The following is a 25,922-nucleotide window of genomic DNA, read 5'->3' on the forward strand; positions in this document are numbered from 1 at the left end:
GCCAGGGGCTGGTGGGCGACGCCGTAGCGGACATCGAGGAAGCGTTTGTGGGTGTTCGGACGCTCCCCTGGGCCGACTCGGCGGTGGTTGTGGTCAAGACGGGCCGACTCGACGTCTGATTCGGTCAAGACGGGCCGACTCGGCGATTCTCAGGGGTGGGTCATCGACTCCACGTCGAGGGCCCTGTCGAGGTCTTCCTCGGTGATCGTGCCGTCGGCGACGTAGCCGAGCTTGATGACCGTCTCCTTGATCGTGGCGCCCTCGGCGAGGGCCTGCTTGGCGACCTTGGCGGCAGCCTCGTAGCCGAGGTACTTGTTGAGCGGTGTGACGATCGAGGGGGAGGACTCGGCGTAGGCGCGGAGGCGCTCGGGGATCGGCACGATCCCGTCGACGGTGCGCTCGGCCAGGACGGTCATCGAGGTCGAGAGCAGGCGGATCGACTCCAGGATGTTGCGGGCCATCACCGGCATCGCGACGTTGAGCTCGAAGGCACCCGAGGCGCCGGCGGCGGTCACCGCGGCGTCGTTGCCGATCACCTGGAACGCGACCATCAAGGTGGCCTCCGGTACGACCGGGTTCACCTTGCCGGGCATGATCGAGGAGCCCGGCTGGAGGTCGGGCAGGTGGATCTCGGCCAGACCGGTGGTCGGGCCCGACGACATCCAGCGCAGGTCGTTGTTGATCTTGATCAGGCCGACCGCGAGCGTCTTCAGGACGCCGGAGAGCTCGACCAGCGAGTCGCGGGTGCCCTGGGCCTCGAAGTGGTTGCGAGCCTCGGTGAACGGCTGGCCGGTGCGCTCGGAGAGGTCCGTGATCACGGCCTGCGGGAACCCGGCTGGCGTGTTGATGCCCGTCCCGACCGCGGTGCCGCCGAGCGCCAGCTCACGCACCCTGGGCAGCACCGACTCCAGTCGCTCGGCCGCGTAGCGGATCGTGGCTGCGTACCCTCCGAACTCCTGGCCGAGGGTGACCGGCGTCGCGTCCATCAGGTGGGTACGTCCCGACTTCACCAGGCCGGCGAACTCGGTGGCCTTCGTCTCGAGCGAGCTGGCGAGGGTGTCGATCGCGGGCAGCAGCTGCTCGGTCACGGCGACGGCGGCGGCGACGTGGATCGCGGTCGGGAAGGTGTCGTTGGACGACTGGGAGGCGTTGACGTGATCGTTGGGATGTACGTCGCCTCCGGCCCTGGCCACCAGCGACGCGATCACCTCGTTGGCGTTCATGTTGGACGAGGTGCCGGAGCCGGTCTGGAAGACGTCGATCGGGAAGGCGTCGTCGTGCCTGCCCTCGGAGACCTCGCCCGCTGCCGCGATGATCGCCTCGGCCTTGTCGCCGGCGAGCACGCCGAGGTCGCGGTTGGCCTTGGCGGCCGAGGCCTTCACATGGCCGATCGCATGGATCAGCGCCGGCTCGATCGGAGTGCCCGAGATGGGGAAGTTCTCCACGGCCCGCTGGGTCTGGGCGCGCCACAGCGCATCCTTCGGGACCCGGACCTCACCCATGGAGTCGTGCTCGATGCGGAAGCTCATGTCGTCCATGTCTGGTTCAACCTTTGACTAGTTGGTGCCATTCCCTTGCGAGACGGTGCCCACGTAGAGCCAGTACGTCTCCGAGCGACCCTGCAGATCCACGGGATAGGAGAGCGCCTCGGCGTCGTCGAAGACCTGCGCCATCACCGCCAGCAGCGCCGGAGCCTCTGCCGCCGACCACACCACCACCGTGCCACCCGGGGCGGTGGCCCGCCGCGCATCGGCGAGCGCAGGCGCCTCGTAGAGCGCCCCGTTGGCGTCATGCACCAGGTAGCCGGGGCCGTTGTCGACGTCCAGCAGCACGACGTCGTACGCCTCGGGCCGGCTCTCCCGCAGGACCACGGCCACGTCGGCGACCTCGACGTGGACGCGCCCGTCGGCCAGCAACCCGGGGCCGTGGGGGATCCGGCCGGCCCGCATCCACTCGACCAGGCGCGGCTCGATCTCGACGACCGTGACCGCCTCGACCCGGGGGTCGGTCAGCACCGCCTCGAGGGTGAACCCGAGGCCCAGGCCGCCGATGAGAACGTGTCTCGGCCGCGGGTGCAGCTCGAGCGCGCGCGTCGCGAGCGCCTTCTCGGTCGAGGTCTCCCGGGTGTCCATCACGAAGATCCCGTTGGCCCGCAGCTCGAGGTGGCCGTCCGCCCGGTGCCGTAGGGCGAGCCCACCGTCGACGATCACCGATTCCATCCCGCTCACGCGACCACCTCCGTAGCGCAAGCGCCAGAGTACGGACGCGGTCGCGTGAAGTTCTGTTGGTTCACTCGCTGACGCTCGCTCACGGTTCCATTGTGTCCGATGTGGGTACCGGTCCGGCCATGAGCGATGACAACACCCAGTTCCCCGCCCAGCAGCAGGAGCCTCCCGGGCTGACCGGCGAGATGGAGCCGGTGCCCGACCACGGCGAGTCGAGCTACCAGGGCCATGGCCGCCTCGAGGGCAAGGTCGCCCTGATCACCGGAGGCGACTCCGGCATCGGCCGCGCGGTCGCCATCGCGTACGCCCGGGAAGGGGCCGACGTGGCCTTCACCTACCTTCCCGAGGAGGAGCCGGACGCCCAGGAGACCACGAAGCTGGTCGAGGATGCCGGCCGGACGGCTCTGGCGATTCCGATCGACCTGCGCGAGCGCGAGGCGTGCGACGAGGTCGTCGAGCGCACCGTGCAGGAGCTCGGCGGCCTCGACATCCTGGTCAACAACGCCGGCTACCAGTTCGCCCGAGACAAGGGCCTGACGGACATGGACGACGAGCGGATCGACCGGACGTTCAAGACCAACCTGTACGCCCTGCTCTGGCTGACCCGGGCGGCCGTCCCGCACCTGAAGAAGAGCAACGGCTGCGTCATCAACAACGCCTCCATCCAGGCGTACGAACCCTCGACCAGCCTGCTCGACTACGCCGCGACGAAGGCGGCCATCAACAACTTCACCGTCAACCTCGCCGCCGAGCTCGGTCCCGACGGGGTCCGGGTGAACGCGGTCGCGCCCGGGCCGATCTGGACGCCGCTGCAGCCCGCGACGCAGGCTCCGGAGAAGGTGGAGAAGTTCGGGGCCAACACACCGCTGGGTCGCGCCGGCCAGCCGGCCGAGGTCGCGCCGGCGTTCGTCTTCCTCGCCTCGCCGGCCGAAGCGTCCTACGTGTCCGGAACCGTCCTCGGGGTGACTGGGGGACGGCCGGTGTTCTGATGGGCACGAGCAGCTGGGACGACGGCGAGATCGACGGCGGTGGTCCGGAGGAGGGACCGGAGCAGCGGATCACCCGCAACTGGAACGAGCTCCTCCAGGAGCTGAGGGTGCTGCAGACCGGGGTGCAGATCCTGACCGGTTTCCTGCTGACGGTGCCCTTCTCGCCGCGCTTCCCGGACCTGAACGACCATCAGCAGACGATCTATCTCATCGTGCTGGTCGGCGCGGTCGTCACCACCTGTCTGATCATCGCCCCGGTCTCCTTCCACCGGATGCTGTTCCGGCGCCGGCAGCGTCCCTGGCTGGTCACGGCCTCGCACATCTGCGCGCGCGCCGGACTCGTGGGCTTCGCGATCGTCTCGGCACTGGTCGTGCTTCTCGTCTTCGACGTCGTCGTCTCGCTCACCGCCGCGGTGATCGCCGCCGTCGCCGTGCTCGTCCTGTTCGTCTCCCTCTGGGCGGGCCTGCCGCTGCTGAACGGGCGAAACAACTCCCACTGACCCGGTGTGATGACCACCACAGCGGGAGTACGCTGGACGGGAACCGAGTCTGGTGGGCATATGTGGTCGATCTTCTGGATTTTCGTCGCGGTGCTGCTGGGAGTTGCCGAGGCGTTCACGATGACGCTGGCGTTCGCTTTCGTCGCCGGCGGGGCGCTCCTTGCCGCGGGGAGCGCAGCCTTGGGCGCTCCGGTGCTGGTGCAGGTGCTCGTCTTCGCGCTCGCCGGTGGTGGCAGCGTGCTGCTGGTGCGGCCCGTCGCACGCCGTCACATGGCGCTGCCACCGCCGGTGCGGGACGGCACCGATGCCTTGGTCGGCCGTCAGGCGGTCGTCCTCGCGGAGGTCAGCTTCGCCCACGGCCTGGTGCGGCTCGCCGGCGAGGACTGGACCGCCCGGCCCTACGACGAGGACCTTGTCATCCCGGTCGGATGCCGGGTCGATGTGCTCGAGATCGACGGCGCGACAGCGCTCGTGCATCCGCGGGACCCGCTGTCGCTGTCGCCCTAGAGGAGGACGTACGACATGGAACTTCTGCTGATTGTGCTGGTCCTGATCGGGCTGGTGGTCGGGGGAGTCGCCTCGACGGTGCGGATCGTGCCGCAGGCCCGGCGCTACAACATCGAGCGCTTCGGGCGTTACCGGGGCACGCTGCAGCCGGGGCTGAACTTCGTGATCCCGCTGGTGGACCGGGTCAACACCAAGCTGGACGTGCGTGAGCAGGTCTACTCCTCCAACCCGCGTCCGGTCATCACCGAGGACAACCTGGTGGTCGCCATCGACACGGTGCTCTACTACCAGATCACCGACCCGCGGGCGGCCGCCTACGAGGTGGCCAACTACCTGCAGGCGATCGACCAGCTCACCGTCACCACGCTGCGCAACCTGATCGGTTCGATGGACCTGGAGACGACGCTGACCTCGCGCGAGACCATCAACACCCGCCTCCGCGAGGTGCTCGACGACGCCACCGGAAAGTGGGGGATCCGGGTCAACCGGGTCGAGATCAAGGCGATCGACCCGCCGGCCTCGATCAAGGAGGCGATGGAGAAGCAGATGCGCGCCGAGCGCGACAAGCGAGCCGCGATCCTGCACGCCGAGGGCAAGCGGGCCTCGTTGATCCTCGAGGCCGAGGGCACCCGGCAGCGCTCGATCCTGGAGGCCGAGGGGCACCAGCAGGCCCGGGTGCTCGAGGCAGACGGTGAGGCCAAGGCGCTCGAGCGGGTCTTCCAGGCGGTCCACGCCAACGACGCCGACGCCAAGGTGCTGGCCTACAAGTACCTCGAGATGCTGCCCTCGCTCGCCGCGCACGGCAACTCGTTCTGGGTCATCCCCGGCGAGCTCACCGAGGCGATGCGTACGGTCACCGGGGCCTTCGCCGACACCGCCTCGAAGTCGGTGGACAACAGCAACAGCAACGGGAACGGCGACGAGCGACGTACGCCGCCGCTGCCCGGTCCGCGCAACGCCATCGAGCAGGCCCAGCGCGAGGCGCACGAGGAGGCCGTCAAGGCGGTCGAGCAGGCCAAGGAGGAGTCCGCCCGCGCGGACCGCATCGTCGGCTGACGTACGCCGGTAGCCTGACCGGCATGTCGCCGGGTCTCGTGGTCGTGCTGCTCGTCATCGTGGTGGTCGTCGGGCTGCTGATGAGCGTCAAGATCGTCCCGGCGGCGACCTGCTTCGTGATCGAGCGCCGCGGCCGGTACCGGACCACACTGAAGCCCGGCCTCAACACCATCGTGCCAGTGCTCGACCGGGTCGTCGCCCGGCTCGACATGCGCGAGCAGGTGCTGTCGATGCGGGAACCGCTCATCTGCCGCGATCACTACGTCTGCGAGGCGGTTCTGAACGTCTACTTCGAGTTCGAGGACCCGCCGATCGTCTACCGCGTCGACAACACCCAGCAGCAGCTCGAACGCGCTCTACGCGAGGCGCTGCGAGAGTTCGCCGGAATTGTCGACCGAGACGAGTTCCTCATCTCCGCCCAGCGCCTGACGGATGTCGCCTATGACGCCACCCGCCGCTCGCGCGAGGACTGGGGCATCCGAGTCAAGCGCGTCGAGGTCACCGATCTGCGCGGCCCCGACGCGACCGCCCCGTGACCGCGTTCCTCGACGCGAAGCCGTGATTCGCTGAGCGTCTGTATCTCGGCGTGAGTAGGAGATGCGGCACGCTGGGAGATGTACGGATCTCCCATCCGTGATGGAGCGCGGCGCTGAGATGGGTGAGGTGGAGGTTGTGCTTCAGTGCCTCGACTGCATCCATGTGAGCCAGTATGAGACCGACCACCGACAGTCATGATGGGAAGCGGGGCATGATGAAGCCGTCTACGGCGCAGCACTCGCCGCTGGCAGGCTCGCGAACGTTCCGCGTACGAGGGGGATCTCGACCACTGGTCTCATCCGGCGGGTGCTCGACGCGAAGGCGGCTTGCGCCCTGGAGCGACGGGCACGCCGAGCCGTGCTGGCCATTGGAGTCTCGCCATCGGTGACCTCGAAAACCTGATGCGGCGGGCGGTCACGGATTGACAGCATCGGGCCATGTCGTTTCCCACTCCGACGCTCGTCACGACCCGGTTGCGGCTGCGGCCGTTCACCGACGCCGATGGGGATGACCTCTTCGCGCTGCAGAGCGACGCCCACGTACTGCGCTACTGGGACTCACCGCCGTGGACCGACCCGGCCCGCGCCGGGCAGTTCATCGCCAGGTCTCAGGAGATGGCGGAGGAGGGGTCCGGCGTGCGGGTGGCCATCGAACGGGACTCCGGATTCCTCGGCTGGTGCACCGTCAACTCGTGGAACCCGGAGTTCCGCAGCGCGTCGCTCGGCTACTGCCTCGGCGAGGCGGCCTGGGGCCAGGGCTATGCGACCGAGGCGGCCGGTGCCGTGCTGACCTGGGCCTTCGACACCCTCGACCTCAACCGGGTCCAGGCCGAGGCCGACACCCGTAACGCGGCCTCGGCCCGGGTGCTGGAGAAGCTCGGGTTCACGCTCGAAGGGACGCTGCGGGAGGACTGCGTCGTGAACGGCGACGTCTCCGACTCGTGGGTGTTCGGGTTGCTCCGACGGGAGTGGTTGGCCCGGCAACGGGGTACCGCACGGTCATGAGCCACGAGCAGCTTCCAGCAGAGGGACCCGACGACCCCGAATACACCGAGGAGTCTGGGCAGGTCTCCGAGACCCAGCGCCTCGACGATGACGAGGCCGGCACTCCGATCGCGCCCGCGGACTCGACGGCGGGTTACCCCGATTCCGAGGCCGGCAGCCCGGACACGAAGGGGTCCGGACCGAGCGAGGCGCCGCCCGAGAACCGGCGCGACAACGACGTCTAGCGATTCTGCGGGCGGGCCGGGCTGGGTCAGGCTCAGCCGAACAGGTCACCCAACCAGGACTCGCGGTGGTGGCTGCGGCGCTTGTCGTAGCGGTGGTCGTCGTCGTAGTCGCGCCGCTCGTACTCCCGCTTCTCATAGCGCCGGTCGTCGCGCTGCTCCTGGCGGGGCTGCTGGTAGCTGCCGGGTTGCGGAGCGCCGACGGACCGCTCGACGATCTTGTCGATCTCGCCGCGGTCCAGCCACACGCCACGGCACTGCGGGCAGTAGTCGATCTCGATGCCTTGGCGCTCGCTCATCACCAGGGTGGCACCGTCGATGGGGCACTGCATGGGGGTCTCCTCGTCGTCGGGGATCGGCGCCCATCAACCTATCCGGTCGTCCCGCATCGCCGCGGCTCAGCGCCGGTGGGCGCCCGCTCAGCGCTCCTTCGACCGCACCCTGATCCCGGTGAGGGGGATGGTGGTGGTGCCGGAGGGGTCGGTGAAGAAGTCGTTGCCCTCGCCGTCCACGACGATGAAGGCGGGGAAGTTCTCGACCTCGATCTTCCAGACCGCCTCCATGCCGAGCTCGGGGTATTCGAGCACCTCCACGGACTTGATGCAGTCCTGGGCGAGACGGGCGGCGGGGCCGCCGATCGAGCCGAGATAGAAGCCACCGTAGGTGCCGCACGCCTCGGCGACGACCTTGGAGCGGTTGCCCTTGGCCAGCATGACCATGGAGCCGCCGGCGGCCTGGAACTGCTCGACGTAGGAGTCCATCCGGCCGGCGGTCGTCGGCCCGAAGGACCCGCTCGCCATGCCCTCGGGCGTCTTGGCCGGGCCGGCGTAGTAGACCGGGTGGTTCTTCATGTACTCCGGCATCTCCTCGCCGGCGTCGAGGCGCTCCTTGATCTTGGCGTGCGCGATGTCGCGGGCCACGACCATCGGGCCGCTCAGCGAGAGCCGGGTCTTGACCGGGTGCTGGGACAGCGTCTCCAGGATCTTGTCCATGGGCTGGTTCAGATCGATCGAGACCACCTCGCCGGCCGAGATCTCCTCGGCCATGCCGGCGTCGGGCATGTACTGCGCCGGGTCGGTCTCGAGCTGCTCGAGGAACACGCCGTCGCGGGTGATCTTGCCCAGCGCCTGGCGGTCGGCGGAGCAGGAGACCGCGATCGCGACGGGGCAGGAGGCGCCGTGGCGGGGGAGCCGGACGACGCGTACGTCATGGCAGAAGTACTTGCCGCCGAACTGGGCGCCGATCCCGAAGGACTGGGTCAGCTCGAAGACCTTCTCCTCGAGCTCGGTGTCGCGGAAGCCGTGGGCGCTCATCGAGCCCTCGGTCGGGAGGTTGTCGAGGTAGTGGGCCGAGGCGTACTTCGCGGTCTTCAGGGCGAACTCCGCGGACGTCCCGCCGATGACCACGGCGAGGTGGTACGGCGGGCAGGCGGCGGTCCCCAGGGAGCGGATCTTCTCGTCGAGGAAGGTCAGGATCCTGTCGGGGTTGAGGATCGCCTTGGTCTCCTGGAACAGGAACGACTTGTTGGCGCTGCCGCCGCCCTTGGCCATGAAGAGGAACTTGTACTCCGGGCCGTTCTCGCCCTCGGCGGTCGAGTAGATCTCGACCTGCGCGGGCAGGTTGGAGCCGGTGTTCTTCTCCTCGTACGTCGTCAGCGGGGCCAGCTGGGAGTAGCGGAGGTTGAGCTTGGTGTAGGCGTCGAAGACGCCCCGCGAGACCGTCTCGGCGTCGTCCGAGCCGGTCAGCACGCCCTCGGACTTCTTGCCCATCACGATCGCGGTGCCGGTGTCCTGGCACATCGGCAGGATCCCGCCGGCGGAGATGTTGACGTTCTTGAGGAGGTCGAGCGCGACGAAGCGGTCGTTGCCGGAGGCCTCGGGGTCGTCGATGATCTTCCTGAGCTGGCGCAGGTGGGCCGGGCGGAGGTACTGGTTGATGTCCTTCATCGCCTCGGCGGTCAGCAGGCGGATCGCCTCGGGGTCGACCTTGAGGAACTTGCGCCCGTCGACCTCGATCTCTTCCACCCCCTCTGAGGTGACCAGCCGGTAAGGCGTGTCGTCATGAGAGGTCGGGAGGAGGTCGGAGTACCGGAACTCAACGTCAGCCACGGAACCGAATCGTACGCCGCCGCGGATGTCACAGATCGCGCGCGTCCGCCGTCTAGATGTCGAGAGCCTCGAGGAACGGGGCCCGGACCCAGGAGGAGAAATGACCGCCACCCGCATCGCGCCCGCAGAGATCACCGGCTTCAAGGGGATGATGATCAAGCGGTTCGCCATGAAGCTGCTCGGTCAGGTGCCGTCTTCGGTCGGCGTCTACTGGCACAACCAGAAGGTGCTGATGGGCATGTCCGGCCTCGGCTCCAAGGTGAAGAAGTGGGACGCCTGCGACGAGCAGCTGAAGTCCTTCGCCCACATGGCAGTCGCCTCGGCCGTGGGATGCAGCTGGTGCCTGGACTTCAACTACTTCGAGGCGCACAACCGCGGCCTCGACATGGACAAGGCTCGGGAGGTGCCGCGCTGGCGTGAGTCGGACGTGTTCACTCCGCTGGAGCGGGACGTGATGGCGTACGCCGAGGCGATGAGCCAGACCGAGCCGACCGTCACCGACGAGATGGTGTCGGGCCTGGTCGGGCAGCTCGGCGAGGCGGCCGTGATCGAGCTGACCGCGGTCATCGGGTTCGCCAACCTGTCGACCCGCACCAACGTCGCGCTGGGCATCGAGTCCGACGGCTTCGCGGAGGCCTGCGAGCTCAAGCCGCTCGCACAGCGCGGCGGTCAGCCGTCCACGATCGGGTGAACCCCTTGCGTCGGGTGCCCACGACTCCGTTACAGTGATGGAGACCCAACCCACACGGGAGTCCGCGGCAGCGGGCTGAGAGGGAGCTGGAGCCGCTCCGACCGTCGTACCTGATCCGGATAATGCCGGCGAAGGAAGTGACCTGACGTGTTGCCTGCCCTCCCGAGGATCTTCTGCCTCGTCTCCACGACCGACGACCTGACCCTGCTGCCTGCGCTCGCGGCGGCAGGAGTCGACGGCTTTCAAGTACGTGACAAGGCCGCGACCACGCGCGAGCTGCTCGTCCTCACCGCGAGCGTGCTCGAGCTCGTCGCGGCGTACCAGGCTCGTGTCGTCGTCGACGACCGGCTCGACGTCGCGCTCGCGGCCGGTGCGGACGGCGTGCACCTCGGCGCGGCCGATCTGCCGCTGGACGAGGCCCGGCGGATCGCCGACGCCGTCGCGCCGGGGCTGATCATCGGTGCCACCTGCCGAAACCGCGCCGCGGTCGAGGCGGCGGCGGACTCGGGGGCGGACTACGCGGGGTTCGGGCCCGTGTTCGCCACCTCGTCCAAGGACGGCCTTCCCGACCCGTTGGGCGTCGAGGCGGTGGGTGCCGCGGCCGGTGTGCTGCCGCTGATCGCGATCGGCGGGATCTCGGCGGAGACTGCTGCGCCCGTGCGTGCCGCCGGCGCCCACGGGGTCGCCGTGATCGGCGGCCTCTGGCGACAACCCGATCCACTCCAGGCCGCGAAGGAGCTCGTGACGGCGGTGGCGTGATGCGCGTCCGGGTGCTGGGGGCCGGGATCGTCGGGCTGTCTGTCGCCGACGAGCTGATCCGTCGTGGACATGACGTCGCGGTGATCGATCCATCGCCGGGCTCGGGGGCCTCGTACGCCGCCGCCGGCATGCTCAGCCCGGCCGGTGAGGCCTGGCACGGTGAGGAGGACCTGACCCGACTCTGCCTGTCGTCGCTCTCGTTGTGGCCCGACTTCGCCTCGCGGCTCGGGGTGCCTGTGCACACCCGTGGCACGCTGCTCGTCGGTGTCGACGCCGGTGACGTCCAGCAGGTCGAGCGGCAGCTCGCGGTGCTCGACCTCGCTGGGGTCGCCTACGAACGGCTGGGTCGGCGCGATCTGCTGGACCATGAACCCGGCCTCGGCCGCGTCGCCGGTGGCGCGTTCCTCGCCGAGGACCACTCCGTCGACCCGCGGGCCGTCGTCGCGGCGCTGCTCGCGCGCGTCGGCGACCGTGTTGGTCTCGAGACCAGCACAGCCGTTGACGTGACAGTCATCGCCACGGGGGCGCACCTCCCCGCCCCGTACTCGTCCCTCATCCGGCCCGTACGCGGCGACGTGGTGCGGGTGCGGACGCAGGAGCCGGTCGAGCGGACGGTGCGGGCCTGGGCGCACGGCGAGCAGGTCTACGTGGTGCCGCGGACCGGCAGCGACGAGGTGGTCATCGGTGCCACCTCCGAAGAGCGTGACGGTCCGCTGCTGCCGACCGTCGAGGGCGTGTGGCGGCTGCTCGACTCCGCGCGTCGGGTGGTGCCCGCGCTCGACCGGGCGAACGTGGTGGAGGTGACGTCGCGGGACCGGCCCGGCACCGCCGACAACCTCCCGCTGGTCGGGCCGACCCACGAACCGGGGGTCGTGCTCGCTGCCGGCGCCTACCGCAACGGGGTCCTGCTCGCGCCACTCATCGCACGGCTGGTCGCCGATCACATCGAGACAGGGACGGTGGAGCCCGCGGTGGATCCGCGTCGGTTCCGAATGAAGGAGGACGGATGAAGATCACCGTGAACAGCGAGCCGATGGAGGTCAGCGGCACCGTTGCCGACCTGCTCGAGGCCAGGACCGGCGACCGGCGCCCGAGCGGCATCGCCGTCGCCGTGGACGAGGAGATCGTGCCGCGCGACGACTGGGCGCGTTGGCCGCTCCAGGACGGTCATGTCGTCGAGATCGTGACGGCGGTGCAGGGCGGATGAGCGTGTTGAAGATCGCCGGGCGTGAGCTGTCCTCGCGCCTGTTCCTCGGCACCGGCGGCCTGCCCAACCTGGCGCTGCTCCCCGAGGTCATCGCGGCGGCCGAGCCGGGTCTGGTGACGGTGTCGATGCGGCGTACGTCCTCGACGGCGGCCGGCGGGCTGCTCGAGACGCTGCGCGCCGCGGCCGTCCCGATCCTGCCGAACACCGCCGGCTGTCTCTCGGCCCGCGAGGCCGTGCTGACCGCCGAGCTGGCCCGTGAGGCGCTGGAGACCGACTGGGTCAAGCTGGAGGTGATCGGCGACGAGACCTCGCTGATGCCCGACGCCGTCGAGCTCGTCGAGGCTGCCGAGCAGCTGGTGCGCAAGGGCTTCACGGTCCTGCCGTACGCCACCGACGACCCCGTCCTCGCCCGCCGGCTCGCCGACGCCGGCTGCGCGGCGGTGATGCCGCTCGGCTCGCCGATCGGGTCGGGGCTCGGCATCCTCAACCCGTATGCCATCGAGGCCGTCGTGGCTGCGGTCGACGTGCCGGTGGTGCTCGACGCCGGGGTCGGGACCGCCTCGGACGCGGCGCTGGCGATGGAGCTCGGCTGCTCCGCCGTCCTCGCCGCCACCGCCGTCACCCGCGCCGACGACCCGGTCGCGATGGCCCGGGCCCTGCGGTTGGCCGTCGAGGCCGGGCACACCGCCTGTGCTGCCGGCCGGATCCCGCGCCAGGCGGTCGCCAGGGCCTCCTCGCCGATGGAGGGCCGGATCGCATGACCTCCCCACCGCGACTGCTCGTCCTCACCGACCGCTCCCAGCTGCCGCTCGGCCGCAGCCTGCTCGCGACGTTGGCCGAGTGTCGGGCTGCCGGGCTCACCCACGTCGTTCTACGCGAGCTCGACGAGCCGCTCGAGCAGCGCGCCCGCCTGGCGCAGTGCGCCGCCGATCTGGGCCTCGCGGTCATCGCCGCCCACGGTCCGCTGCCCGGGGCGGTGGGAGTGCATCTCCCGGCCGGCGTTCCGGCCGACACGTCGTTACACCGTGGCCGCAGCTGCCACAGCCCCGCCGAGGTCGCCAGAGCCGCCGAGGACGGCTTCGACTACGCGATGCTGAGCCCGTACGCGACGACCGAGTCCAAGCCCGGTTACGGGCCCCCGCTGGGGCCGGGCGCCTTCCGGGACCTGCCGCTCCCGACGTACGCACTTGGCGGGATCACCCCGGACAACGCCGCCGAGGCGGTCGCCGGGGGCGCCTACGGGGTCGCCGTGATGGGCGCGGTGATGCGAGCCGACGAGCCGGGACAGGTCGTGCGCGACCTTCTCGCCGCCCTCGCCGCAGGGGTGACCCGATGAACCCGCAGGTCGCGCTCACCATCGCCGGCACCGACTCCGGGGGAGCGGCGGGCACCGCGGCCGACCTGGCCACCTTCGCCGCGCTCGGGGTCCACGGAGCCTGCGTGATCACCGCCGTCACCGCCCAGGACACGACCGGCGTCAGCGACATCCACCCGGTCCCGCACTCCTCCGTCGAGGCTCAGCTGGACGCGGTGCTCGACGACCTTCCCATCGCTGCGATCAAGACCGGGATGCTCGGAACCGCCGCCGCCGTGGAGGAGATCGCACGTCGGGTTGTGAAGCTGAGCGTGGCCTACGGGTCACTCTCGCCTTCACGACTTCCGCTGGTCGTCGACCCTGTCCTCGTTGCCACCTCGGGAGCTGTCCTCGGCGGCGAGGAGGTGCGCCGCGCCTATCTCGATCACCTCCTCCCTGTCGCCACCGTCGTCACTCCCAACCTCGACGAGGCCCGAGCGCTGGCCGGGCAGGACGGTACTCCCGAGGAGCTGGCGGTGGAGCTGGCCGGCTTGGGGCCGGCGGTGGTCGTCACCGGCGGCGACCCGGCGGCCACGGGGGAGTGCACCGACTGGTTCGCGGAACCGGGAGAACCCCCGATCCCGCTGAGACACCCCGCCATCCGCACGAGCAACGACCACGGCACCGGCTGCACCTACAGCTCGGCCCTGGCCGCCCACCTCGCCCACGGCACACCGCTGCGCGACGCCGCCGAGCGGGCCGCTGTGTACGTCACCCGGCAGCTCGCCACCAGCCGGCACTGGACCCTCGGCCGCGGTCGAGGCCCGATCGCCCATCTCTCCACGAACCAGCCCAGCCCGACAAGCACCAAGGAGACAGCATGACCGTCCACCCCGCCCACACCCGCGTCGAGCTCGGTGACCTGAAGGTCCCGGTGACCCGGGTCGCGCTCACCAACGGCGAGACCTTCGACCGCTACTGCACCGAGGGGCCCGGATCGGAGCCGGAGCAGGGTCTCCCGCCGCGCCGCGACGAGTGGATCAGCGAGCGAGGCGACACCGAGAGCTACGAGGGTCGCCGGACCGAGCTGCTGGACAACGGCAAGGCAGCCGTACGCCGCGGCGCGGCCCGCCAGGAGTGGCAGGGCGAGCGCCGCCGGCCGCGCAAGGGCACCAACATCACCCAGATGCACTACGCACGGAAGGGCGTCATCACCAAGGAGATGGCCTACGTCGCGGTGCGGGAGAGCTGCGACCCCGAGCTGGTCCGCGAGGAGGTGGCCGCCGGCCGCGCGATCATCCCCAACAACGTCAACCACCCCGAGTCCGAGCCGATGATCATCGGCAAGCGGTTCCTGGTGAAGATCAACGCCAACATCGGCAACTCCGCCGTCACGTCCTCCATCGCCGAGGAGGTCGACAAGCTCACCCACGCGATCACCTGGGGCGCGGACACGGTGATGGACCTCAGCACCGGCGACGACATCCACACCACCCGCGAGTGGATCCTGCGCAACTCACCCGTCCCGATCGGCACCGTCCCGATCTACCAGGCCCTGGAGAAGGTCAACGGCGAGGCCGACAAGCTGACCTGGGAGGTGTTCCGCGACACCGTCATCGAGCAGGCCGAGCAGGGCGTCGACTACATGACGATCCACGCCGGCGTCCTGCTCCGCTACGTCCCGCTCACCGCCAACCGGGTCACCGGCATCGTCAGCCGGGGCGGCTCGATCATGGCCGGCTGGTGCCTGGCGCACCACCAGGAGAACTTCCTCTACACCCACTACGACGAGCTCTGCGAGATCTTCAAGCAGTACGACGTCGCCTTCTCCCTCGGTGACGGCCTCCGCCCGGGCAGCACCGCCGACGCCAACGACGAGGCCCAGCTCTCCGAGCTGCGCACCCTCGCCGAGCTGACCGAACGAGCATGGCGACACGACGTCCAGGTCATGGTCGAGGGCCCCGGCCACGTACCGCTCAACCTCGTCAAGGAGAACGTCGACCTCCAGCAGGAGTGGTGCCACGGCGCGCCGTTCTACACCCTGGGCCCGCTCGCGACCGACATCGCGCCCGGCTACGACCACATCACCTCCGCCATCGGTGCGGCGACGATCGCGATGCACGGCACCGCGATGCTCTGCTACGTCACCCCGAAGGAGCACCTCGGCCTGCCGGACAAGGACGACGTGAAGACCGGCGTGATCACCTACAAGCTCGCCGCCCACGCCGCCGACATCGCCAAAGGCCACCCGGGCGCCCGCGACCACGACGACGCCCTCTCCCGGGCCCGCTTCGAGTTCCGCTGGCGCGACCAGTTCGCCCTCTCCCTGGACCCGGTCACCGCGGAGAGCTTCCACGACGAGACCCTGCCGGCGGAGAACGCCAAGACGGCCCACTTCTGCTCCATGTGCGGCCCGAAGTTCTGCTCGATGAAGATCAGCCAGGACGTACGCGACCGCTTCGGCGGCAACGACGGCGCATCCCCCGAGGAGATCGAGGCCGGGATGATGGAGAAGTCGAAGGAGTTCGCGGCGGCGGGCAGCCGCGTGTATCTCCCGCTCGCTGACTGACCCCGGCGGCTCGACAGTGCCCTGGCCCACCGGCGGCCAGGGCACTGTCGCGTCAGCTACCCGTCCGCGCGCAGGCTCTCGATGACCCTGGGGAGCCCCTCCGAGCCGTGCCCCGCGGCGATCTGTCCGCTGATCAGCGCCTGGACGGCAGCGATGGGGGAGGGGTCGATCCCCTCCTCCTCGCTGGCACGCACGATGTGGGTGAGGTCGGAGAACTCCAGGCTCTGCTGGCCCTCGACGGCATAGTCGCCACCGTCGATGACCTTCGCGTAGCCGGCGAGCTCCTCCGTCATGGCCGCGAGGAACAAGCCCTGCCGGGCAGCGAAGTCCGAAGCGCTCATCCCCATGGTGGCGACCATCGCGGCACCGTGGAAGAAGCCCATGAACATCTGGTACATCCCCGACAGCATCGCCAGGTCCACCAGCGAGGCCCTGCCGGCGTCCTCGCCGTGGAACTCGCTCGTGGCCCAGACGTCGAGCGTCGGCAGGACGGCGTCGTACGCCGTCCGCGAGCCGCTGTAGAAGATCTGGCCCGCGCGGGAACCGATCATGGCGGGCACGGCCATGATGGCGCCGTCGAGGTAGTCGACGCCGTGCTCGGCCGCCCAGGAGGCGAGCGCACGGGACTCGTTCGGGGTCGTGGTCGTGACGTTGACCAGGGTGCGGCCGCGCAGCTCGCCGGCAGCCAGGCCGAGCGTCTCCTCGACGGAGGAGTGATCGAGCAGGCAGGCGATGACGACGGGGCTGGCCAGCACCGCCGCGGGGACCGAGTCCGCCACACCGGCGCCGCGGGCCACCAGGTCCTCGGCGCGGCCGGGGGTGCGGTTCCAGACGGTCACGGACCGGCCGGCGGCGAGCAACGCGGTCACCAGCGCGCTACCCATCGCGCCGAGGCCGAGCACGCTGACGTCGGTCGAGGGGGTCGGGGTTCTATTGGTTTCTGACACGTCATCCATGCTGGAGGACGTCGCCACGTTGCGGGAGTACCCACTATTTACTGGGGTACGCACCAATCGGTCAGTGCCCGTCTCAGGGTTGAACCCGAGAGACGGGGGACACCTACGCCGATAGCATTCAGGGTCATGGGACTCCCTGAACCGCACCCCGGCCAGCCCCGCCGACCCGACCTGCGCGTCAGCGATGCCGACCGCCACGCGGTGGCCGACATCCTGCGCGAGGCGGCGGGGGATGGCCGGCTCGACATCGACGAGCTCGAGGAGCGGCTCGAGGAGACCTACCAGGCCAAGACGTACGCCGACCTGGAGCCGATCACGCAGGACCTGCCGGTCGCGGGGCAGGTGCCGGTGATGCCCGCGGCGCCCGCCGCCGGCGCGGTGCCCGTCGTCTACGGCCACGGCGACGAGTCCGACAGCGCCAGCGCGTTCCTGAGCAACGTCGAGCGCAAGGGCGTGTGGGTGGTTCCTCAGCAGCTCTCGGTCAACGCGGTGCTGGGCGACGCCGACATCGACCTGCGCGAGGCGCACTACTCGGCTCGCGAGGTCGTCATCAACGCCACCTCGGTCCTGGGCAGCGTGAAGGTCACCGTGCCGCCGCACGTGCACGTGATCGTCGAGGGCAACGGCGTGCTCGGTGACTTCAAGGAGCCGTCGGCGAAGGTGCCCGAGGTGCTCTCCGCGGACTCACCGGTGGTGCGGGTGCGGGGCCTCGCGGTGCTGGGCGATGTGACCGTCAAGCGCCGGGGTCCGCGCGGCCCGAAGCGCACGCTGAAGCAGCATCTCGGTCTCGAGTGAATGCGGTAGGGGGATTGTTGAGGCACAGGCTCGATGCCCCCACTACGATTCGCCCCATGGGAACGACCCCCGAGCCATTCCGTGGCCAGCATCCTGATCCGAATCTCCGGATCAGCGATGCCGACCGCCACAAGGTGGCCGACATCCTGCGCGAGGCCGCGGGCGAGGGACGCCTGGAGATCGACGAGCTCGACGACCGCCTCGAGGCGACCTTCAAGGCCAAGACGTACGCCGACCTGATCCCGATCACGGTCGACCTGCCGGCAGCGGGCACCCCCGCTCCGCCGGTTCCGCAGATGCCGCCCGCGACCGGGAGCAGCCCCGCGGTCTTCGCCGACAACCCGATCGAGAGCCAGCTCTACGTCGCGATCATGAGCGGCGTCGACCGGCGCGGGGTCTGGACGGTGCCGGCGACCGGCAACGTGATCGCGCTGATGGGCGGCGCCGACCTCGACATGCGCCAGGCGCAGTTCTCCGCGCAGGAGACCGTGATCTACGCCAACGCGATCATGGGTGGGGTCAACATCACCGTCGGTCCCGACGTCCAGGTCGTGATGCAGGGCGTCGGGATCATGGGCGGCTACGTCGGTCCTCGCGGGATCGAGCCGACCGGCGGTCCTCTGCTGCGGGTGAAGGGGCTGGCGCTGATGGGCGGCGTCACCGTCATCCGCAAGCCGCTGAAGGAGCCCAAGCGCTCCAAGCAGCTGCGGCTGCCGCCGCCGCACGAGCTCCCGCCACACGGGATGCACTGAGCAACACCCCTCGGGAGGTCCGCTCCGCGGACCGATTTTGTCGTGCCTGGAGTTCAGGCACTAACCTCGCCTGAACACGCTATTGTGTAGTTACATAGTAGACAAAGGAGACTCGGGATGAAGCCGAAGTGGAGCCTACTGCTGGGTGCCGCGACCGCGGCGGCCGTGGCGCTCGTCGGAGGGCTCCTCGTCATCGGCCCGAAGACGCTCGCCGCCGGTTCCGCCGCTGCCGACCCGTCGGCCGCGCCGGTCGCGCCGGTCGAGGAAGCGGCCGAGCTCGCCGCCACGACCGACGAGCGCCCCGACATGGTGCTCATCCTGATGGACGACTTCTCCCTGGAGCTGCTCCGCACGATGCCGGAGGCGACCCGGATGGCCGCGGAGGGAGCGACCTACCAGAACTCCTTCGTCATCGACTCGCTGTGCTGCCCCTCGCGTGCCGCGCTGCTCACCGGGCAGACGCCTCATCACACCAAGGTCCTCACCAACACCCAGAACGACCCGGAGCACCCGGTCGGTGGCTGGTCGGCTTTCCAGCGCTACGGCAACCTGGAGAAGCAGTTCAGCATCGGGCTGCAGGAGGCCGGCTACACGACCGGGTTCGTGGGGAAGTACATCAACGCCTACGAGGCCACCCTCGGCTCCGACGGCAAGCGGGTCCCGCCGCCCAAGGTGCCGGGCTGGGACTCCTGGAACGCGCTCCTCGGCGGTGCCTACGGCGGCTGGGGCTACCAGAGCACCTTCCTCGACGAGGACGGCGAGGTGCGGCTGCGCAACCACCCGCAGCCAGCGCAGAACGCCTCCGTGGAGCGCAAGGACGCTGCGTACGCCGCCAACGTCACCCGCGACTACGCCCTCGCCTTCATCGAGAAGCACCGCGACGACGAGAACCCCTACTTCCTCGAGATCGCCGCCTACGGGCCGCACTCCCGGCTCGGCCACCACTACCCGGGCCTGGACACCTGGTTCCCGCCCGCGTTCGCCGACCAGGCGCCCGCCGGCGACCCCGCGGGCGGCAACTGTGGCCGGGTCGCCTGTGCCGACCTGACGCTCGAGGACCTGGCCGGCTACGGCGACGACCGCTCGGACAATGCGCCCACCTACCTCGGCCGCGCCGGACGTACCTCGCAGGCCCCCGCCTGGCGCACCAACAAGATCTCGCTGAGCGACGAGACGGCGCTGAGCCAGTACCGCGACCGCGCCCGGATGGTGCAGTCGATCGACCGGATGATCACCCAGGTGCGCCAGGCGGCCGGCGACGACACCTACATCGTGCTGACCTCGGACAACGGCTTCCACCTCGGTCAGCACCAGCTCAACGGCGGCAAGGGCGCGCCGTACGACTCCGACACCCGCGTCCCGCTGGTCGTCGTCGGCCCCGACGTGGTGCCGGGCAAGCGCAGCCAGTTCGTCAACAACATCGACCTGGCGCCGACCTTCCTCGACATCGCCGGCGCCCCGACCCCGTCGTACGTCTCCGGCAGCTCGTTCGCGGAGACCCTGAGCCGGCCGCGGCTGCCGGGCGGGAGGTACGCCTTCTTCGAGCACACCTACGCCAGGTCCCACCCCGGCGAGGTCGACCTCGACAGCGGCTCGGGCGGCACCATCGACATCATCCCGTCCTACATCGCGGTGCGCGGCTCGCAGGGACTGCTGGTCCGGTTCGACCTGGACAAGTCCTGGAGGGGCACCGACTACGCCTACGAGCTCTACCGCTACGACCGGCCGTGGGAGGACCGCAACGTCTTCGCCGAGGACCACGCGAAACCGTATGCGCGCGACCTGATGCGCCGGCTCGAGGCCTACGACAGCTGTGCCCCGGCTGTGTGCCGGGCTTTGACCCGCTGATTCCGAATCTGGGCTATGGTGTCCCCGCCGAGGAAATGTGTCCTCGGTCACTTCACAACGGATCGTCCGGCACGTACCTGCCGGTGAAGGAGACAACGGAATCATGGCAACAGTCAGTTTTGAGAAGGCGCAGCGTTGGTACGCCGGCGCCGCCGAGCCCGCGGTCAAGGGCATCGACCTGGAGATCAAGGACGGCGAGTTCATGGTGCTCGTCGGCCCGTCCGGATGCGGTAAGACCACCACCCTGCGCATGCTCGCCGGGCTTGAGGAGGTCAACTCGGGCGCCATCAAGATCGGCGACCGCGACGTCACCAACGTCGCCCCCAAGGACCGCGACATCGCGATGGTCTTCCAGAACTACGCGCTCTACCCGCACATGAGCGTCGCCGAGAACATGGCGTTCTCGCTGAAGATGGCCAAGGTTCCGAAGGCCGAGCGTGACAAGCTCGTCGCCGAGGCGGCCAAGACCCTGGGCCTGACCGACTACCTCGACCGCAAGCCGAAGGCGCTCTCCGGTGGTCAGCGCCAGCGCGTCGCCATGGGCCGTGCGATCGTCCGCCAGCCTCAGGTCTTCTGCATGGACGAGCCGCTGTCGAACCTCGACGCCAAGATGCGTGTCCAGACCCGCACCGACATCGCCAAGCTCCAGGCCGAGCTCGGCATCACGACCGTCTATGTCACCCACGACCAGGTCGAGGCGATGACGATGGGCGACCGCGTCGCGGTGATGAGCAACGGTGAGCTGCAGCAGGTCGACACCCCGCTCAACCTCTACCGCAAGCCGGTCAACCTCTTCGTCGCCGGCTTCATCGGCTCCCCGCAGATGAACCTGATCAAGGCCACCTCGGCCGACGGCGGCGCCAAGATCGAGGAGTACGTCGTGCCGATCAGCGGCCACGACCTGCCCCAGCAGATCACCGTCGGCGTGCGCCCGGAGAGCTTCCGGGTCATCGGCGAGGGCCAGGGCGGGCTGCCGGTCCGGGTGACCGTCGTCGAGGAGCTCGGTTCCGACTCCTACGTCTACGGCACCAGCGACGTCGAGGGTGTCCCGTCCACCCTGATCGTCCGGGTCTCCTCCAAGGACCAGGTCAGCAAGGGCGACACCATCTACGTCACCACCGACCCCGAGGACGTCCACGTCTTCGACACCGAGTCGGGCCTGCGCGTCAACTGATGTCCCCAGCGCTCCAGCGCTGCGCGAATTGCGAAGCAATCGCAAATAACTCACTGCTGCTGGTTCATCCGAGCCAGCATCGCGTTGTAGGCATCGAGGGCCTCGTCGCTGTCGGGATCCACGGATCCCGGCTCGGCGGGGCCCTCGGTCGTGCCCCGGGCGCTCTCCTCGGCGAGCCGGGCGCTGCGTACGCCGTCGAGGAAGCGGCCGGTCATCTTGGTCCGGCGCTCGGGTGAGGAGACGACGGCGATGACCAGGCCGATCGCGAGCAGCATCATGCCGCCGTCGCCGCCGGCCCACATCAGGCCGCCGGCGGTCTGGATGTCGCGAACCGCGTCCAGTGCCCACTCGGGCCGGGCGCCGGAGTAGACCGGGTAGAGGTCGCGCTCGGTCTGCAGCATCACGATCCCGACGATCGTGTCGGGCACCATGCCGACCACGAGGAGGGCGATCCGGCCGAGGTAGGGCAGGTCGGTGCGTACCTTCTCCTCGCCGATCGTACCGGTGAGGAAGAGGAAGCCGGCGACGACGTAGGCGACCTGCTCGCCGACCATCAGCGGCGTGCTCTGAGCCATCGAGTCCATGAACCCGGACAGGTGGGTGCCGATTATGACCAGGGAGTAGAGCAGGGTGCCCGTGACGGGGTGGACCAGGACGGTCGCCGGGAGCGAGCGCATCGCTCGCTCGGCGCGCGGCCCGGTCTCGGCGATGACGGTGAGCGGATGCCCGAGCACCAGGAGCGTGGGTACGACCATGATCAGCGTCAGGTGGAGCACCATGTGCATCCACGCCAGCGCCATCGCATAGCCGTTGATGGCCGAGGCGACCACGACGTACATCAGGCCGAGCCCGGTCAGGAACGACGCTACCCGCCAGGCTTTGACCGTCGACGCCGCTCCGGCGGCGTTGCGGAGCGTGAGGTAGCCCGCGCCGAGGATGACCGCGGCGAGCAGCCAGCCGGGCTGGAGACTCCAGGTGGTGAGGAACTCGGACCAGCCGAGTGCGGGCAGGGAGCCGTGGTCGTGCATGGCCTCACGGTATCTCCGGGTCGCGACCGGAGGTTATTCCAGGCGGCCGGCTAGGCGGTGAGCGTGCGGTCGGCGGCCCGGTCGGCGGTGCGGCGCACGATCTTGATGAAGGTCGGCCACAGGCCCACGGGAAGGTCGTGGCCCATGCCCTTGATCAGGGTGATCTCGGCGCCGGGGACGGCCGCCGCGGTCGCCCGGCCGCCGGAGACGTGGACCATCTTGTCGGCCAGGCCGTGGATCACGCTGAACGGGACCTTGATCCGGCCGAGGTCCTCGGTGCGGTCGGGCTGGGTGAGGATGGCGAGCATCTGCCGGGCGACGGCCGCAGCGTTCACGCCGCGGTTCCAGGTGTCGATCGCGCGCCGGCGCACCTCGTCCTCGGGCTCGCGATAGGCGGGCGAGCCGATCTGTACGCCGCCCTTGATCTGGCGCTCGATGTAACCCTCCAGGCCGGGCTTCTTGATGACCAGCGCGGGCAGCAGGGTCGGGTGCTGGAAGCCGACACCACGTCGGCCGGTGGTGGACATCGTCGAGCAGACCGAGCGCACCCGGTCGGGGTGGCGGATGGCGAGGGTCTGGGCGATCATCCCGCCCATCGACACGCCCCACACATGGGCGGAGCCGACGCCGAGGTGGGTCAGCAGCGCGGCCGCGTCGTCGGCGAGGTCGGTCAGGGCGTACGGCGACGCGGTCGGCAGCCCCACGAACGCCCGGGCCAGCCGGGCGAGCGTGATCCGCTCGTCGCTCGGGTGCGGTGAGGAGTGGCCGACGTCGCGGTTGTCGTAGCGGATCACGTAGAAGCCGGCCTCGGACAGCTGCTGGCACAGCCGGACGTCCCACCAGGTCATCGGGCCGCCTAGCCCCATGATCAGCAGCAGCGGGTCAGCGCCGGGATCGCCGAACGTGTCGTACGCAAGCTCGACTCCTCCGGGGAGGAAAGCGGTGGACTCGGTCGGCTCGGCGGTGGTCATGTGCCGATTTTACGGGACGGGGCCAGATGTCTCCGGTGGTCGAACTTGTCGAGACCATCGTGGCGGGCGATGTTCCGCGAGCGTGTGGATCTCGACCCGGCCGTCGTTCCGGCGAGCAAGCTCGCCAGAACGGGCCTCGCTCGATCTCTTCGCGTTCGCCCGGCGCAAGCGCCGTGCGAGGCTCAGAAATCGATCGCGCTGTAGGCCTTGAGCTTGGCGAGCTGGTGCTCGGAGGTGACCTTGCGGATCGTGCCCGAGCGGCTGCGCATCACCAGGGAGTCGGTGACGACGGCGCCGTGGGGGAGGTACTGCACGCCCCGCATCAGGTCGCCGTCGGTGATGCCGGTGGCCACGAAGAAGCAGTCGTCGCCGGTGACCAGGTCGTCGGTGTGGAGCACGAAGTCGGGGTCGAGGTTGTGCCCGGCGTCGAGGGCGCGCTGGCGCTCCTCGTCGTCCTTCGGCCACAGCCGGCCCTGGATGGTGCCGCCGAGCGCCTTCATCGCGCAGGCGGCGACGATCCCCTCGGGAGTGCCGCCGATGCCCATCAGCAGGTCGGCGCCGGAGCCGGCGCGGGCCGCCGAGATCGCGCCGGCCACGTCGCCGTCGACGATGAACTTGATCCGGGCGCCGGTCTGGCGGATCTCCTCGACCAGCTTGTCGTGACGGGGCCGGTCGAGCACGATCACGGTGATGTCGGAGGTCGTGGTGTCCTTGGCCTTGGCCACGGCGGCGATGTTCTCGGCGACCGGCAGGCGGATGTCGACGACGTCGGCGGCCTCGGGGCCGGTGACCAGCTTCTCCATGTAGAAGACGGCGCTGGGGTCGTACATGCTGCCGCGCGGGGCGACTGCCATCACCGCGACGGCGTTGCTCATGCCCTTGGCGGTCAGGGTGGTGCCGTCGATCGGGTCGACCGCGACGTCGCACTCGGGTCCGGTGCCGTCGCCGACCTGCTCGCCGTTGAAGAGCATGGGAGCGTTGTCCTTCTCTCCCTCGCCGATCACGACGGTGCCGTTCATGGCGACCGTGGAGATCATCGTGCGCATCGCGTTGACCGCGACACCGTCGGCGCCGTTCTTGTCGCCACGGCCGACCCAGCGGGCGGCGGCCATCGCCGCTGCCTCGGTCACGCGCACCAGCTCCAGGGCCAGGTTGCGGTCAGGGGCGGTGGGGGCGACGCCGAGCGGCTGGGTGTCGTTCATGGGGTTCAATCTATCCGCCGCGTGCGGTGGCGTGGCCGCCGAGTCACTTGATCGATCCAGAGACAAGTCTCACAGCGAATGGTGTCTGTGGGTCGTTCAGGACCCGTTCGGTCGGGCCGTCCTCGACGATGCGACCGTGCTCGATCACCACCACCCGGTCGGCGAGCGCTCGGGCGTCGGCGGCGTCGTGGGTGATGATGATGGCGGTCCTGCCTTCGAGGGCGGTACGCAGCGTCTGCCGCAGCGCGGGGCGTACGTCGACGTCGAGTGAAGCCATCGGCTCGTCGAGCAGCAGCAGCTCGGGGTCCGCGGCGAGAGCCCTGGCCACCGCCACCCGCTGGGCCTGGCCACCGGAGATCTGGGACGGCTTGCGGCCGGCGAGCGTCTCGGCGCCGACCTCGGTGAGATGGCGGGTGGCGAGCTCGTTGGCCTGGTGGCGGCGTACGCCTCGGGCCCGGGGCGCGAAGGCCACGTTGGCCAGCACGGACAGGTGCGGGAAGAGCAGCGGGTCCTGGGCGAGGAGCGCGACCCCACGGGCGTGCGGGGGAGTGGTGTCGAGGATGCGGTCACCGAGACGTACCTCTCCTTCGTCGGGACGGAGGAGACCTGAGATCACCCCGAGCAGGCTCGACTTGCCGGCGCCGTTGGGGCCGGTGAGCGCCACCGTCTCGCCGGCGACCACGTCGAGGGTGACATCGATGCCGCGCTCGGCGATCACGGCCCGCAGGTGAAGCGCGCTCATAGGGCCCTCCCGTGGCGGGCGAAGCCGATCACGGCGACCGCGACGACGACGAGCACGAGCGAGAGCGCGACCGCAGCGTCGGGGTCGTCGACGCGGAGCAGGTAGACCTGCAGCGGCATCGTGCTGGTGACGCCGGGGAGGTTGCCGGCGAAGGTGATGGTGGCGCCGAACTCGCCCAGGCAGCGGGCGAAGGCGAGGACCGATCCGGAGAGCAGGCCGGGGGCGACCAGGGGGAGGGTGACGCGCCGGAAGACGGTGGTCGGGCGGGCACCGAGCGTGGCCGCGACCGCCTCGTAGCGGGTGCCGCTGGTGCGCAGCGCTCCCTCGAGGCTGATCACCAGGAACGGCAGGGCGACGAACGTCTGCGCCATCACCACGGCGAGCGTGGTGAACGGGATCTGGATGCCGACCAGGTCCAGCGACTGCCCCAGCAGCCCGCGGCGGCCGAAGGTGTAGAGCAGCGCCAGACCGCTGACGACCGGCGGCAGTACGAGTGGGAGCAGCACCAGCGAGCGCACCAGCCCCTGTCCCCGGAACCTGGTGCGGGCGAGCACCGTGGAGAGGGGTACGCCGAGGAGGATGCACAGCACGGTGCTGGCCACCGCGGTGCGCAGGCTGAGCCAGAGCGCCTCCAGCGCGGACGGCGAGGTGATCAGTGCCGGGAAGCTCGCCAGGTCGACGCGGAGGATGATCGCGGCCAGCGGGACGATGATGAACGCCGCGGCGAGGGCCGCCGGCAGCCACAGCCAGCGTGGCATCCCGACGGACGGACCGGCCCCCCGCTGCC

At 69.8% G+C, this 25,922-nt stretch carries 29 protein-coding genes and 1 riboswitch; of the genes, 19 read left to right on the top strand and 10 right to left on the bottom strand.

Features of this window, described 5'->3' with window-relative positions; translation table 11 throughout:
* Positions 1 to 149: 149 nt before the first annotated feature.
* Together ACFVDI_RS12140 and ACFVDI_RS12145 are read right to left on the bottom strand one after the other, a co-directional pair.
* Positions 150 to 1,538, bottom strand: a complete 1,389-nt coding sequence (locus ACFVDI_RS12140; RefSeq protein ID WP_378904897.1) for a class II fumarate hydratase — start codon at positions 1,536 to 1,538, stop codon at positions 150 to 152.
* Positions 1,539 to 1,556: 18 nt separating this feature from the next.
* A complete protein-coding gene (locus tag ACFVDI_RS12145) occupies positions 1,557 to 2,219 on the bottom strand; it encodes a spermidine synthase (protein ID WP_378905190.1) in 663 nt (220 codons plus the stop codon).
* Between the two features lie 128 nt (positions 2,220 to 2,347).
* Here ACFVDI_RS12145 and ACFVDI_RS12150 point away from each other — a divergent pair, with 128 nt between their 5' ends.
* The 7 genes from ACFVDI_RS12150 to ACFVDI_RS12180 all read left to right on the top strand — a co-directional run bounded on the left by ACFVDI_RS12150 (position 2,348) and on the right by ACFVDI_RS12180 (position 7,042).
* The gene (locus ACFVDI_RS12150) at positions 2,348 to 3,214 is read left to right on the top strand and encodes a glucose 1-dehydrogenase (RefSeq protein ID WP_378904900.1); all 867 of its coding nucleotides are present in this window, start codon (positions 2,348 to 2,350) and stop codon (positions 3,212 to 3,214) included.
* On the top strand, positions 3,214 to 3,714 hold the full coding sequence (locus ACFVDI_RS12155; protein ID WP_378904903.1) for a DUF6328 family protein: 501 nt from the start codon (positions 3,214 to 3,216) through the stop codon (positions 3,712 to 3,714). Before ACFVDI_RS12150 ends, ACFVDI_RS12155 begins: the two co-directional genes overlap by 1 nt.
* A 60-nt stretch (positions 3,715 to 3,774) precedes the next feature.
* Complete coding sequence (locus ACFVDI_RS12160; protein WP_378904906.1) at positions 3,775 to 4,221, top strand: NfeD family protein; 447 nt, start codon at positions 3,775 to 3,777, stop codon at positions 4,219 to 4,221.
* Between the two features lie 15 nt (positions 4,222 to 4,236).
* Complete coding sequence (locus ACFVDI_RS12165; RefSeq protein ID WP_378904909.1) at positions 4,237 to 5,277, top strand: SPFH domain-containing protein; 1,041 nt, start codon at positions 4,237 to 4,239, stop codon at positions 5,275 to 5,277.
* A gap of 23 nt (positions 5,278 to 5,300) precedes the next feature.
* Positions 5,301 to 5,813, top strand: a complete 513-nt coding sequence (locus ACFVDI_RS12170; RefSeq protein ID WP_378904912.1) for an SPFH domain-containing protein — start codon at positions 5,301 to 5,303, stop codon at positions 5,811 to 5,813.
* A gap of 438 nt (positions 5,814 to 6,251) precedes the next feature.
* Positions 6,252 to 6,818 (top strand): GNAT family N-acetyltransferase, encoded by a 567-nt coding sequence (locus ACFVDI_RS12175; protein WP_378904915.1) that lies wholly within the window; start codon positions 6,252 to 6,254, stop codon positions 6,816 to 6,818.
* Entirely contained in the window at positions 6,815 to 7,042 is a 228-nt protein-coding gene (locus ACFVDI_RS12180) for a hypothetical protein (protein ID WP_378904918.1), read from the top strand. Before ACFVDI_RS12175 ends, ACFVDI_RS12180 begins: the two co-directional genes overlap by 4 nt.
* A gap of 32 nt (positions 7,043 to 7,074) precedes the next feature.
* Here the strand turns inward: ACFVDI_RS12180 and ACFVDI_RS12185 are convergent, their stop codons facing one another.
* Together ACFVDI_RS12185 and ACFVDI_RS12190 are read right to left on the bottom strand one after the other, a co-directional pair.
* Positions 7,075 to 7,371 carry a zf-TFIIB domain-containing protein gene (locus tag ACFVDI_RS12185; protein ID WP_378904922.1) on the bottom strand — a complete coding sequence of 99 codons (297 nt, stop codon included), beginning with the start codon at positions 7,369 to 7,371 and terminating at the stop codon, positions 7,075 to 7,077.
* Between the two features lie 87 nt (positions 7,372 to 7,458).
* Positions 7,459 to 9,147: a fumarate hydratase gene (locus tag ACFVDI_RS12190; protein ID WP_378904925.1), complete on the bottom strand. Its 1,689-nt coding sequence runs from the start codon at positions 9,145 to 9,147 to the stop codon at positions 7,459 to 7,461.
* 100 nt (positions 9,148 to 9,247) lie between these two features.
* Here ACFVDI_RS12190 and ACFVDI_RS12195 point away from each other — a divergent pair, with 100 nt between their 5' ends.
* The 8 genes from ACFVDI_RS12195 (at position 9,248) to thiC (ending at position 15,667) form a co-directional block, all read left to right on the top strand.
* Complete coding sequence (locus ACFVDI_RS12195) at positions 9,248 to 9,838, top strand: carboxymuconolactone decarboxylase family protein (protein WP_378904927.1); 591 nt, start codon at positions 9,248 to 9,250, stop codon at positions 9,836 to 9,838.
* A gap of 44 nt (positions 9,839 to 9,882) precedes the next feature.
* Positions 9,883 to 9,992, top strand: a riboswitch (TPP riboswitch).
* Positions 9,986 to 10,597: a thiamine phosphate synthase gene (gene thiE, locus ACFVDI_RS12200; RefSeq protein ID WP_378904930.1), complete on the top strand. Its 612-nt coding sequence runs from the start codon at positions 9,986 to 9,988 to the stop codon at positions 10,595 to 10,597. Its footprint overlaps the riboswitch before it by 7 nt.
* Positions 10,597 to 11,607 carry an FAD-dependent oxidoreductase gene (locus ACFVDI_RS12205; protein WP_378904933.1) on the top strand — a complete coding sequence of 337 codons (1,011 nt, stop codon included), beginning with the start codon at positions 10,597 to 10,599 and terminating at the stop codon, positions 11,605 to 11,607. The genes thiE and ACFVDI_RS12205 overlap by 1 nt, the downstream gene beginning before the upstream one ends.
* Complete coding sequence (thiS, locus tag ACFVDI_RS12210) at positions 11,604 to 11,804, top strand: sulfur carrier protein ThiS (RefSeq protein ID WP_160024886.1); 201 nt, start codon at positions 11,604 to 11,606, stop codon at positions 11,802 to 11,804. The genes ACFVDI_RS12205 and thiS overlap by 4 nt, the downstream gene beginning before the upstream one ends.
* On the top strand, positions 11,801 to 12,565 hold the full coding sequence (locus ACFVDI_RS12215) for a thiazole synthase (RefSeq protein ID WP_378904936.1): 765 nt from the start codon (positions 11,801 to 11,803) through the stop codon (positions 12,563 to 12,565). The genes thiS and ACFVDI_RS12215 overlap by 4 nt, the downstream gene beginning before the upstream one ends.
* The gene (locus ACFVDI_RS12220) at positions 12,562 to 13,140 is read left to right on the top strand and encodes a thiamine phosphate synthase (RefSeq protein WP_378904939.1); all 579 of its coding nucleotides are present in this window, start codon (positions 12,562 to 12,564) and stop codon (positions 13,138 to 13,140) included. Before ACFVDI_RS12215 ends, ACFVDI_RS12220 begins: the two co-directional genes overlap by 4 nt.
* The gene (gene thiD, locus ACFVDI_RS12225; protein ID WP_378904942.1) at positions 13,137 to 13,982 is read left to right on the top strand and encodes a bifunctional hydroxymethylpyrimidine kinase/phosphomethylpyrimidine kinase; all 846 of its coding nucleotides are present in this window, start codon (positions 13,137 to 13,139) and stop codon (positions 13,980 to 13,982) included. The genes ACFVDI_RS12220 and thiD overlap by 4 nt, the downstream gene beginning before the upstream one ends.
* Positions 13,979 to 15,667 carry a phosphomethylpyrimidine synthase ThiC gene (gene thiC / locus ACFVDI_RS12230; protein ID WP_378904945.1) on the top strand — a complete coding sequence of 563 codons (1,689 nt, stop codon included), beginning with the start codon at positions 13,979 to 13,981 and terminating at the stop codon, positions 15,665 to 15,667. Before thiD ends, thiC begins: the two co-directional genes overlap by 4 nt.
* Positions 15,668 to 15,723: 56 nt before the next feature.
* Here thiC and ACFVDI_RS12235 read toward each other — a convergent pair whose 3' ends face one another.
* The gene (locus ACFVDI_RS12235; RefSeq protein ID WP_378904948.1) at positions 15,724 to 16,623 is read right to left on the bottom strand and encodes an NAD(P)-dependent oxidoreductase; all 900 of its coding nucleotides are present in this window, start codon (positions 16,621 to 16,623) and stop codon (positions 15,724 to 15,726) included.
* Positions 16,624 to 16,749: 126 nt separating this feature from the next.
* On the opposite strand from ACFVDI_RS12235, the gene ACFVDI_RS12240 reads away from it, so the two are divergent.
* The 4 genes from ACFVDI_RS12240 to ACFVDI_RS12255 all read left to right on the top strand — a co-directional run bounded on the left by ACFVDI_RS12240 (position 16,750) and on the right by ACFVDI_RS12255 (position 21,192).
* Complete coding sequence (locus tag ACFVDI_RS12240; protein WP_378904951.1) at positions 16,750 to 17,418, top strand: DUF1707 domain-containing protein; 669 nt, start codon at positions 16,750 to 16,752, stop codon at positions 17,416 to 17,418.
* Between the two features lie 56 nt (positions 17,419 to 17,474).
* Positions 17,475 to 18,170, top strand: a complete 696-nt coding sequence (locus tag ACFVDI_RS12245; RefSeq protein ID WP_378904954.1) for a DUF1707 domain-containing protein — start codon at positions 17,475 to 17,477, stop codon at positions 18,168 to 18,170.
* A 117-nt stretch (positions 18,171 to 18,287) separates the two neighbouring features.
* Entirely contained in the window at positions 18,288 to 20,018 is a 1,731-nt protein-coding gene (locus ACFVDI_RS12250; protein WP_378904957.1) for a sulfatase-like hydrolase/transferase, read from the top strand.
* 103 nt (positions 20,019 to 20,121) lie between these two features.
* Positions 20,122 to 21,192: an ABC transporter ATP-binding protein gene (locus ACFVDI_RS12255; protein ID WP_378904960.1), complete on the top strand. Its 1,071-nt coding sequence runs from the start codon at positions 20,122 to 20,124 to the stop codon at positions 21,190 to 21,192.
* A gap of 50 nt (positions 21,193 to 21,242) precedes the next feature.
* Here ACFVDI_RS12255 and ACFVDI_RS12260 read toward each other — a convergent pair whose 3' ends face one another.
* The 5 genes from ACFVDI_RS12260 to ACFVDI_RS12280 all read right to left on the bottom strand — a co-directional run bounded on the left by ACFVDI_RS12260 (position 21,243) and on the right by ACFVDI_RS12280 (position 25,893).
* A complete protein-coding gene (locus ACFVDI_RS12260) occupies positions 21,243 to 22,220 on the bottom strand; it encodes a cytochrome c oxidase assembly protein (protein WP_378904963.1) in 978 nt (325 codons plus the stop codon).
* 50 nt (positions 22,221 to 22,270) lie between these two features.
* The gene (locus ACFVDI_RS12265; RefSeq protein ID WP_378904966.1) at positions 22,271 to 23,191 is read right to left on the bottom strand and encodes an alpha/beta fold hydrolase; all 921 of its coding nucleotides are present in this window, start codon (positions 23,189 to 23,191) and stop codon (positions 22,271 to 22,273) included.
* A 182-nt stretch (positions 23,192 to 23,373) separates the two neighbouring features.
* Positions 23,374 to 24,393: a class II fructose-bisphosphatase gene (glpX, locus tag ACFVDI_RS12270; protein WP_378904969.1), complete on the bottom strand. Its 1,020-nt coding sequence runs from the start codon at positions 24,391 to 24,393 to the stop codon at positions 23,374 to 23,376.
* 43 nt (positions 24,394 to 24,436) lie between these two features.
* A complete protein-coding gene (locus tag ACFVDI_RS12275) occupies positions 24,437 to 25,135 on the bottom strand; it encodes an ATP-binding cassette domain-containing protein (protein ID WP_378904972.1) in 699 nt (232 codons plus the stop codon).
* The gene (locus tag ACFVDI_RS12280; protein ID WP_378904975.1) at positions 25,132 to 25,893 is read right to left on the bottom strand and encodes an ABC transporter permease; all 762 of its coding nucleotides are present in this window, start codon (positions 25,891 to 25,893) and stop codon (positions 25,132 to 25,134) included. Before ACFVDI_RS12280 ends, ACFVDI_RS12275 begins: the two co-directional genes overlap by 4 nt.
* Between the last annotated feature and the right edge of the window lie 29 nt (positions 25,894 to 25,922).

It is taken from the genome of Nocardioides sp. NPDC057767 (assembly GCF_042798275.1).
Classification (GTDB): Bacteria; Actinomycetota; Actinomycetes; order Propionibacteriales; family Nocardioidaceae; genus Nocardioides.

Coding starts and splice junctions, on each gene's coding strand:
- ACFVDI_RS12245 (WP_378904954.1), top strand. CDS start 17,475: ATGGGAACGACCCCCGAGCCATTCCGTGGCCAGCATCCTGATCCGAAT.
- ACFVDI_RS12140 (WP_378904897.1), bottom strand. CDS start 1,538: ATGGACGACATGAGCTTCCGCATCGAGCACGACTCCATGGGTGAGGTC.
- ACFVDI_RS12235 (WP_378904948.1), bottom strand. CDS start 16,623: ATGGATGACGTGTCAGAAACCAATAGAACCCCGACCCCCTCGACCGAC.
- ACFVDI_RS12265 (WP_378904966.1), bottom strand. CDS start 23,191: ATGACCACCGCCGAGCCGACCGAGTCCACCGCTTTCCTCCCCGGAGGA.
- thiC (WP_378904945.1), top strand. CDS start 13,979: ATGACCGTCCACCCCGCCCACACCCGCGTCGAGCTCGGTGACCTGAAG.
- ACFVDI_RS12255 (WP_378904960.1), top strand. CDS start 20,122: ATGGCAACAGTCAGTTTTGAGAAGGCGCAGCGTTGGTACGCCGGCGCC.
- ACFVDI_RS12150 (WP_378904900.1), top strand. CDS start 2,348: ATGAGCGATGACAACACCCAGTTCCCCGCCCAGCAGCAGGAGCCTCCC.
- ACFVDI_RS12165 (WP_378904909.1), top strand. CDS start 4,237: ATGGAACTTCTGCTGATTGTGCTGGTCCTGATCGGGCTGGTGGTCGGG.
- ACFVDI_RS12170 (WP_378904912.1), top strand. CDS start 5,301: ATGTCGCCGGGTCTCGTGGTCGTGCTGCTCGTCATCGTGGTGGTCGTC.
- ACFVDI_RS12280 (WP_378904975.1), bottom strand. CDS start 25,893: ATGCCACGCTGGCTGTGGCTGCCGGCGGCCCTCGCCGCGGCGTTCATC.
- ACFVDI_RS12145 (WP_378905190.1), bottom strand. CDS start 2,219: ATGGAATCGGTGATCGTCGACGGTGGGCTCGCCCTACGGCACCGGGCG.
- ACFVDI_RS12175 (WP_378904915.1), top strand. CDS start 6,252: ATGTCGTTTCCCACTCCGACGCTCGTCACGACCCGGTTGCGGCTGCGG.
- ACFVDI_RS12220 (WP_378904939.1), top strand. CDS start 12,562: ATGACCTCCCCACCGCGACTGCTCGTCCTCACCGACCGCTCCCAGCTG.
- ACFVDI_RS12160 (WP_378904906.1), top strand. CDS start 3,775: ATGTGGTCGATCTTCTGGATTTTCGTCGCGGTGCTGCTGGGAGTTGCC.
- ACFVDI_RS12195 (WP_378904927.1), top strand. CDS start 9,248: ATGACCGCCACCCGCATCGCGCCCGCAGAGATCACCGGCTTCAAGGGG.
- ACFVDI_RS12185 (WP_378904922.1), bottom strand. CDS start 7,371: ATGCAGTGCCCCATCGACGGTGCCACCCTGGTGATGAGCGAGCGCCAA.
- ACFVDI_RS12275 (WP_378904972.1), bottom strand. CDS start 25,135: ATGAGCGCGCTTCACCTGCGGGCCGTGATCGCCGAGCGCGGCATCGAT.
- ACFVDI_RS12260 (WP_378904963.1), bottom strand. CDS start 22,220: ATGCACGACCACGGCTCCCTGCCCGCACTCGGCTGGTCCGAGTTCCTC.
- glpX (WP_378904969.1), bottom strand. CDS start 24,393: ATGAACGACACCCAGCCGCTCGGCGTCGCCCCCACCGCCCCTGACCGC.
- thiD (WP_378904942.1), top strand. CDS start 13,137: ATGAACCCGCAGGTCGCGCTCACCATCGCCGGCACCGACTCCGGGGGA.
- ACFVDI_RS12240 (WP_378904951.1), top strand. CDS start 16,750: ATGGGACTCCCTGAACCGCACCCCGGCCAGCCCCGCCGACCCGACCTG.
- ACFVDI_RS12250 (WP_378904957.1), top strand. CDS start 18,288: ATGAAGCCGAAGTGGAGCCTACTGCTGGGTGCCGCGACCGCGGCGGCC.
- ACFVDI_RS12215 (WP_378904936.1), top strand. CDS start 11,801: ATGAGCGTGTTGAAGATCGCCGGGCGTGAGCTGTCCTCGCGCCTGTTC.
- ACFVDI_RS12205 (WP_378904933.1), top strand. CDS start 10,597: ATGCGCGTCCGGGTGCTGGGGGCCGGGATCGTCGGGCTGTCTGTCGCC.
- thiS (WP_160024886.1), top strand. CDS start 11,604: ATGAAGATCACCGTGAACAGCGAGCCGATGGAGGTCAGCGGCACCGTT.
- ACFVDI_RS12155 (WP_378904903.1), top strand. CDS start 3,214: ATGGGCACGAGCAGCTGGGACGACGGCGAGATCGACGGCGGTGGTCCG.
- ACFVDI_RS12180 (WP_378904918.1), top strand. CDS start 6,815: ATGAGCCACGAGCAGCTTCCAGCAGAGGGACCCGACGACCCCGAATAC.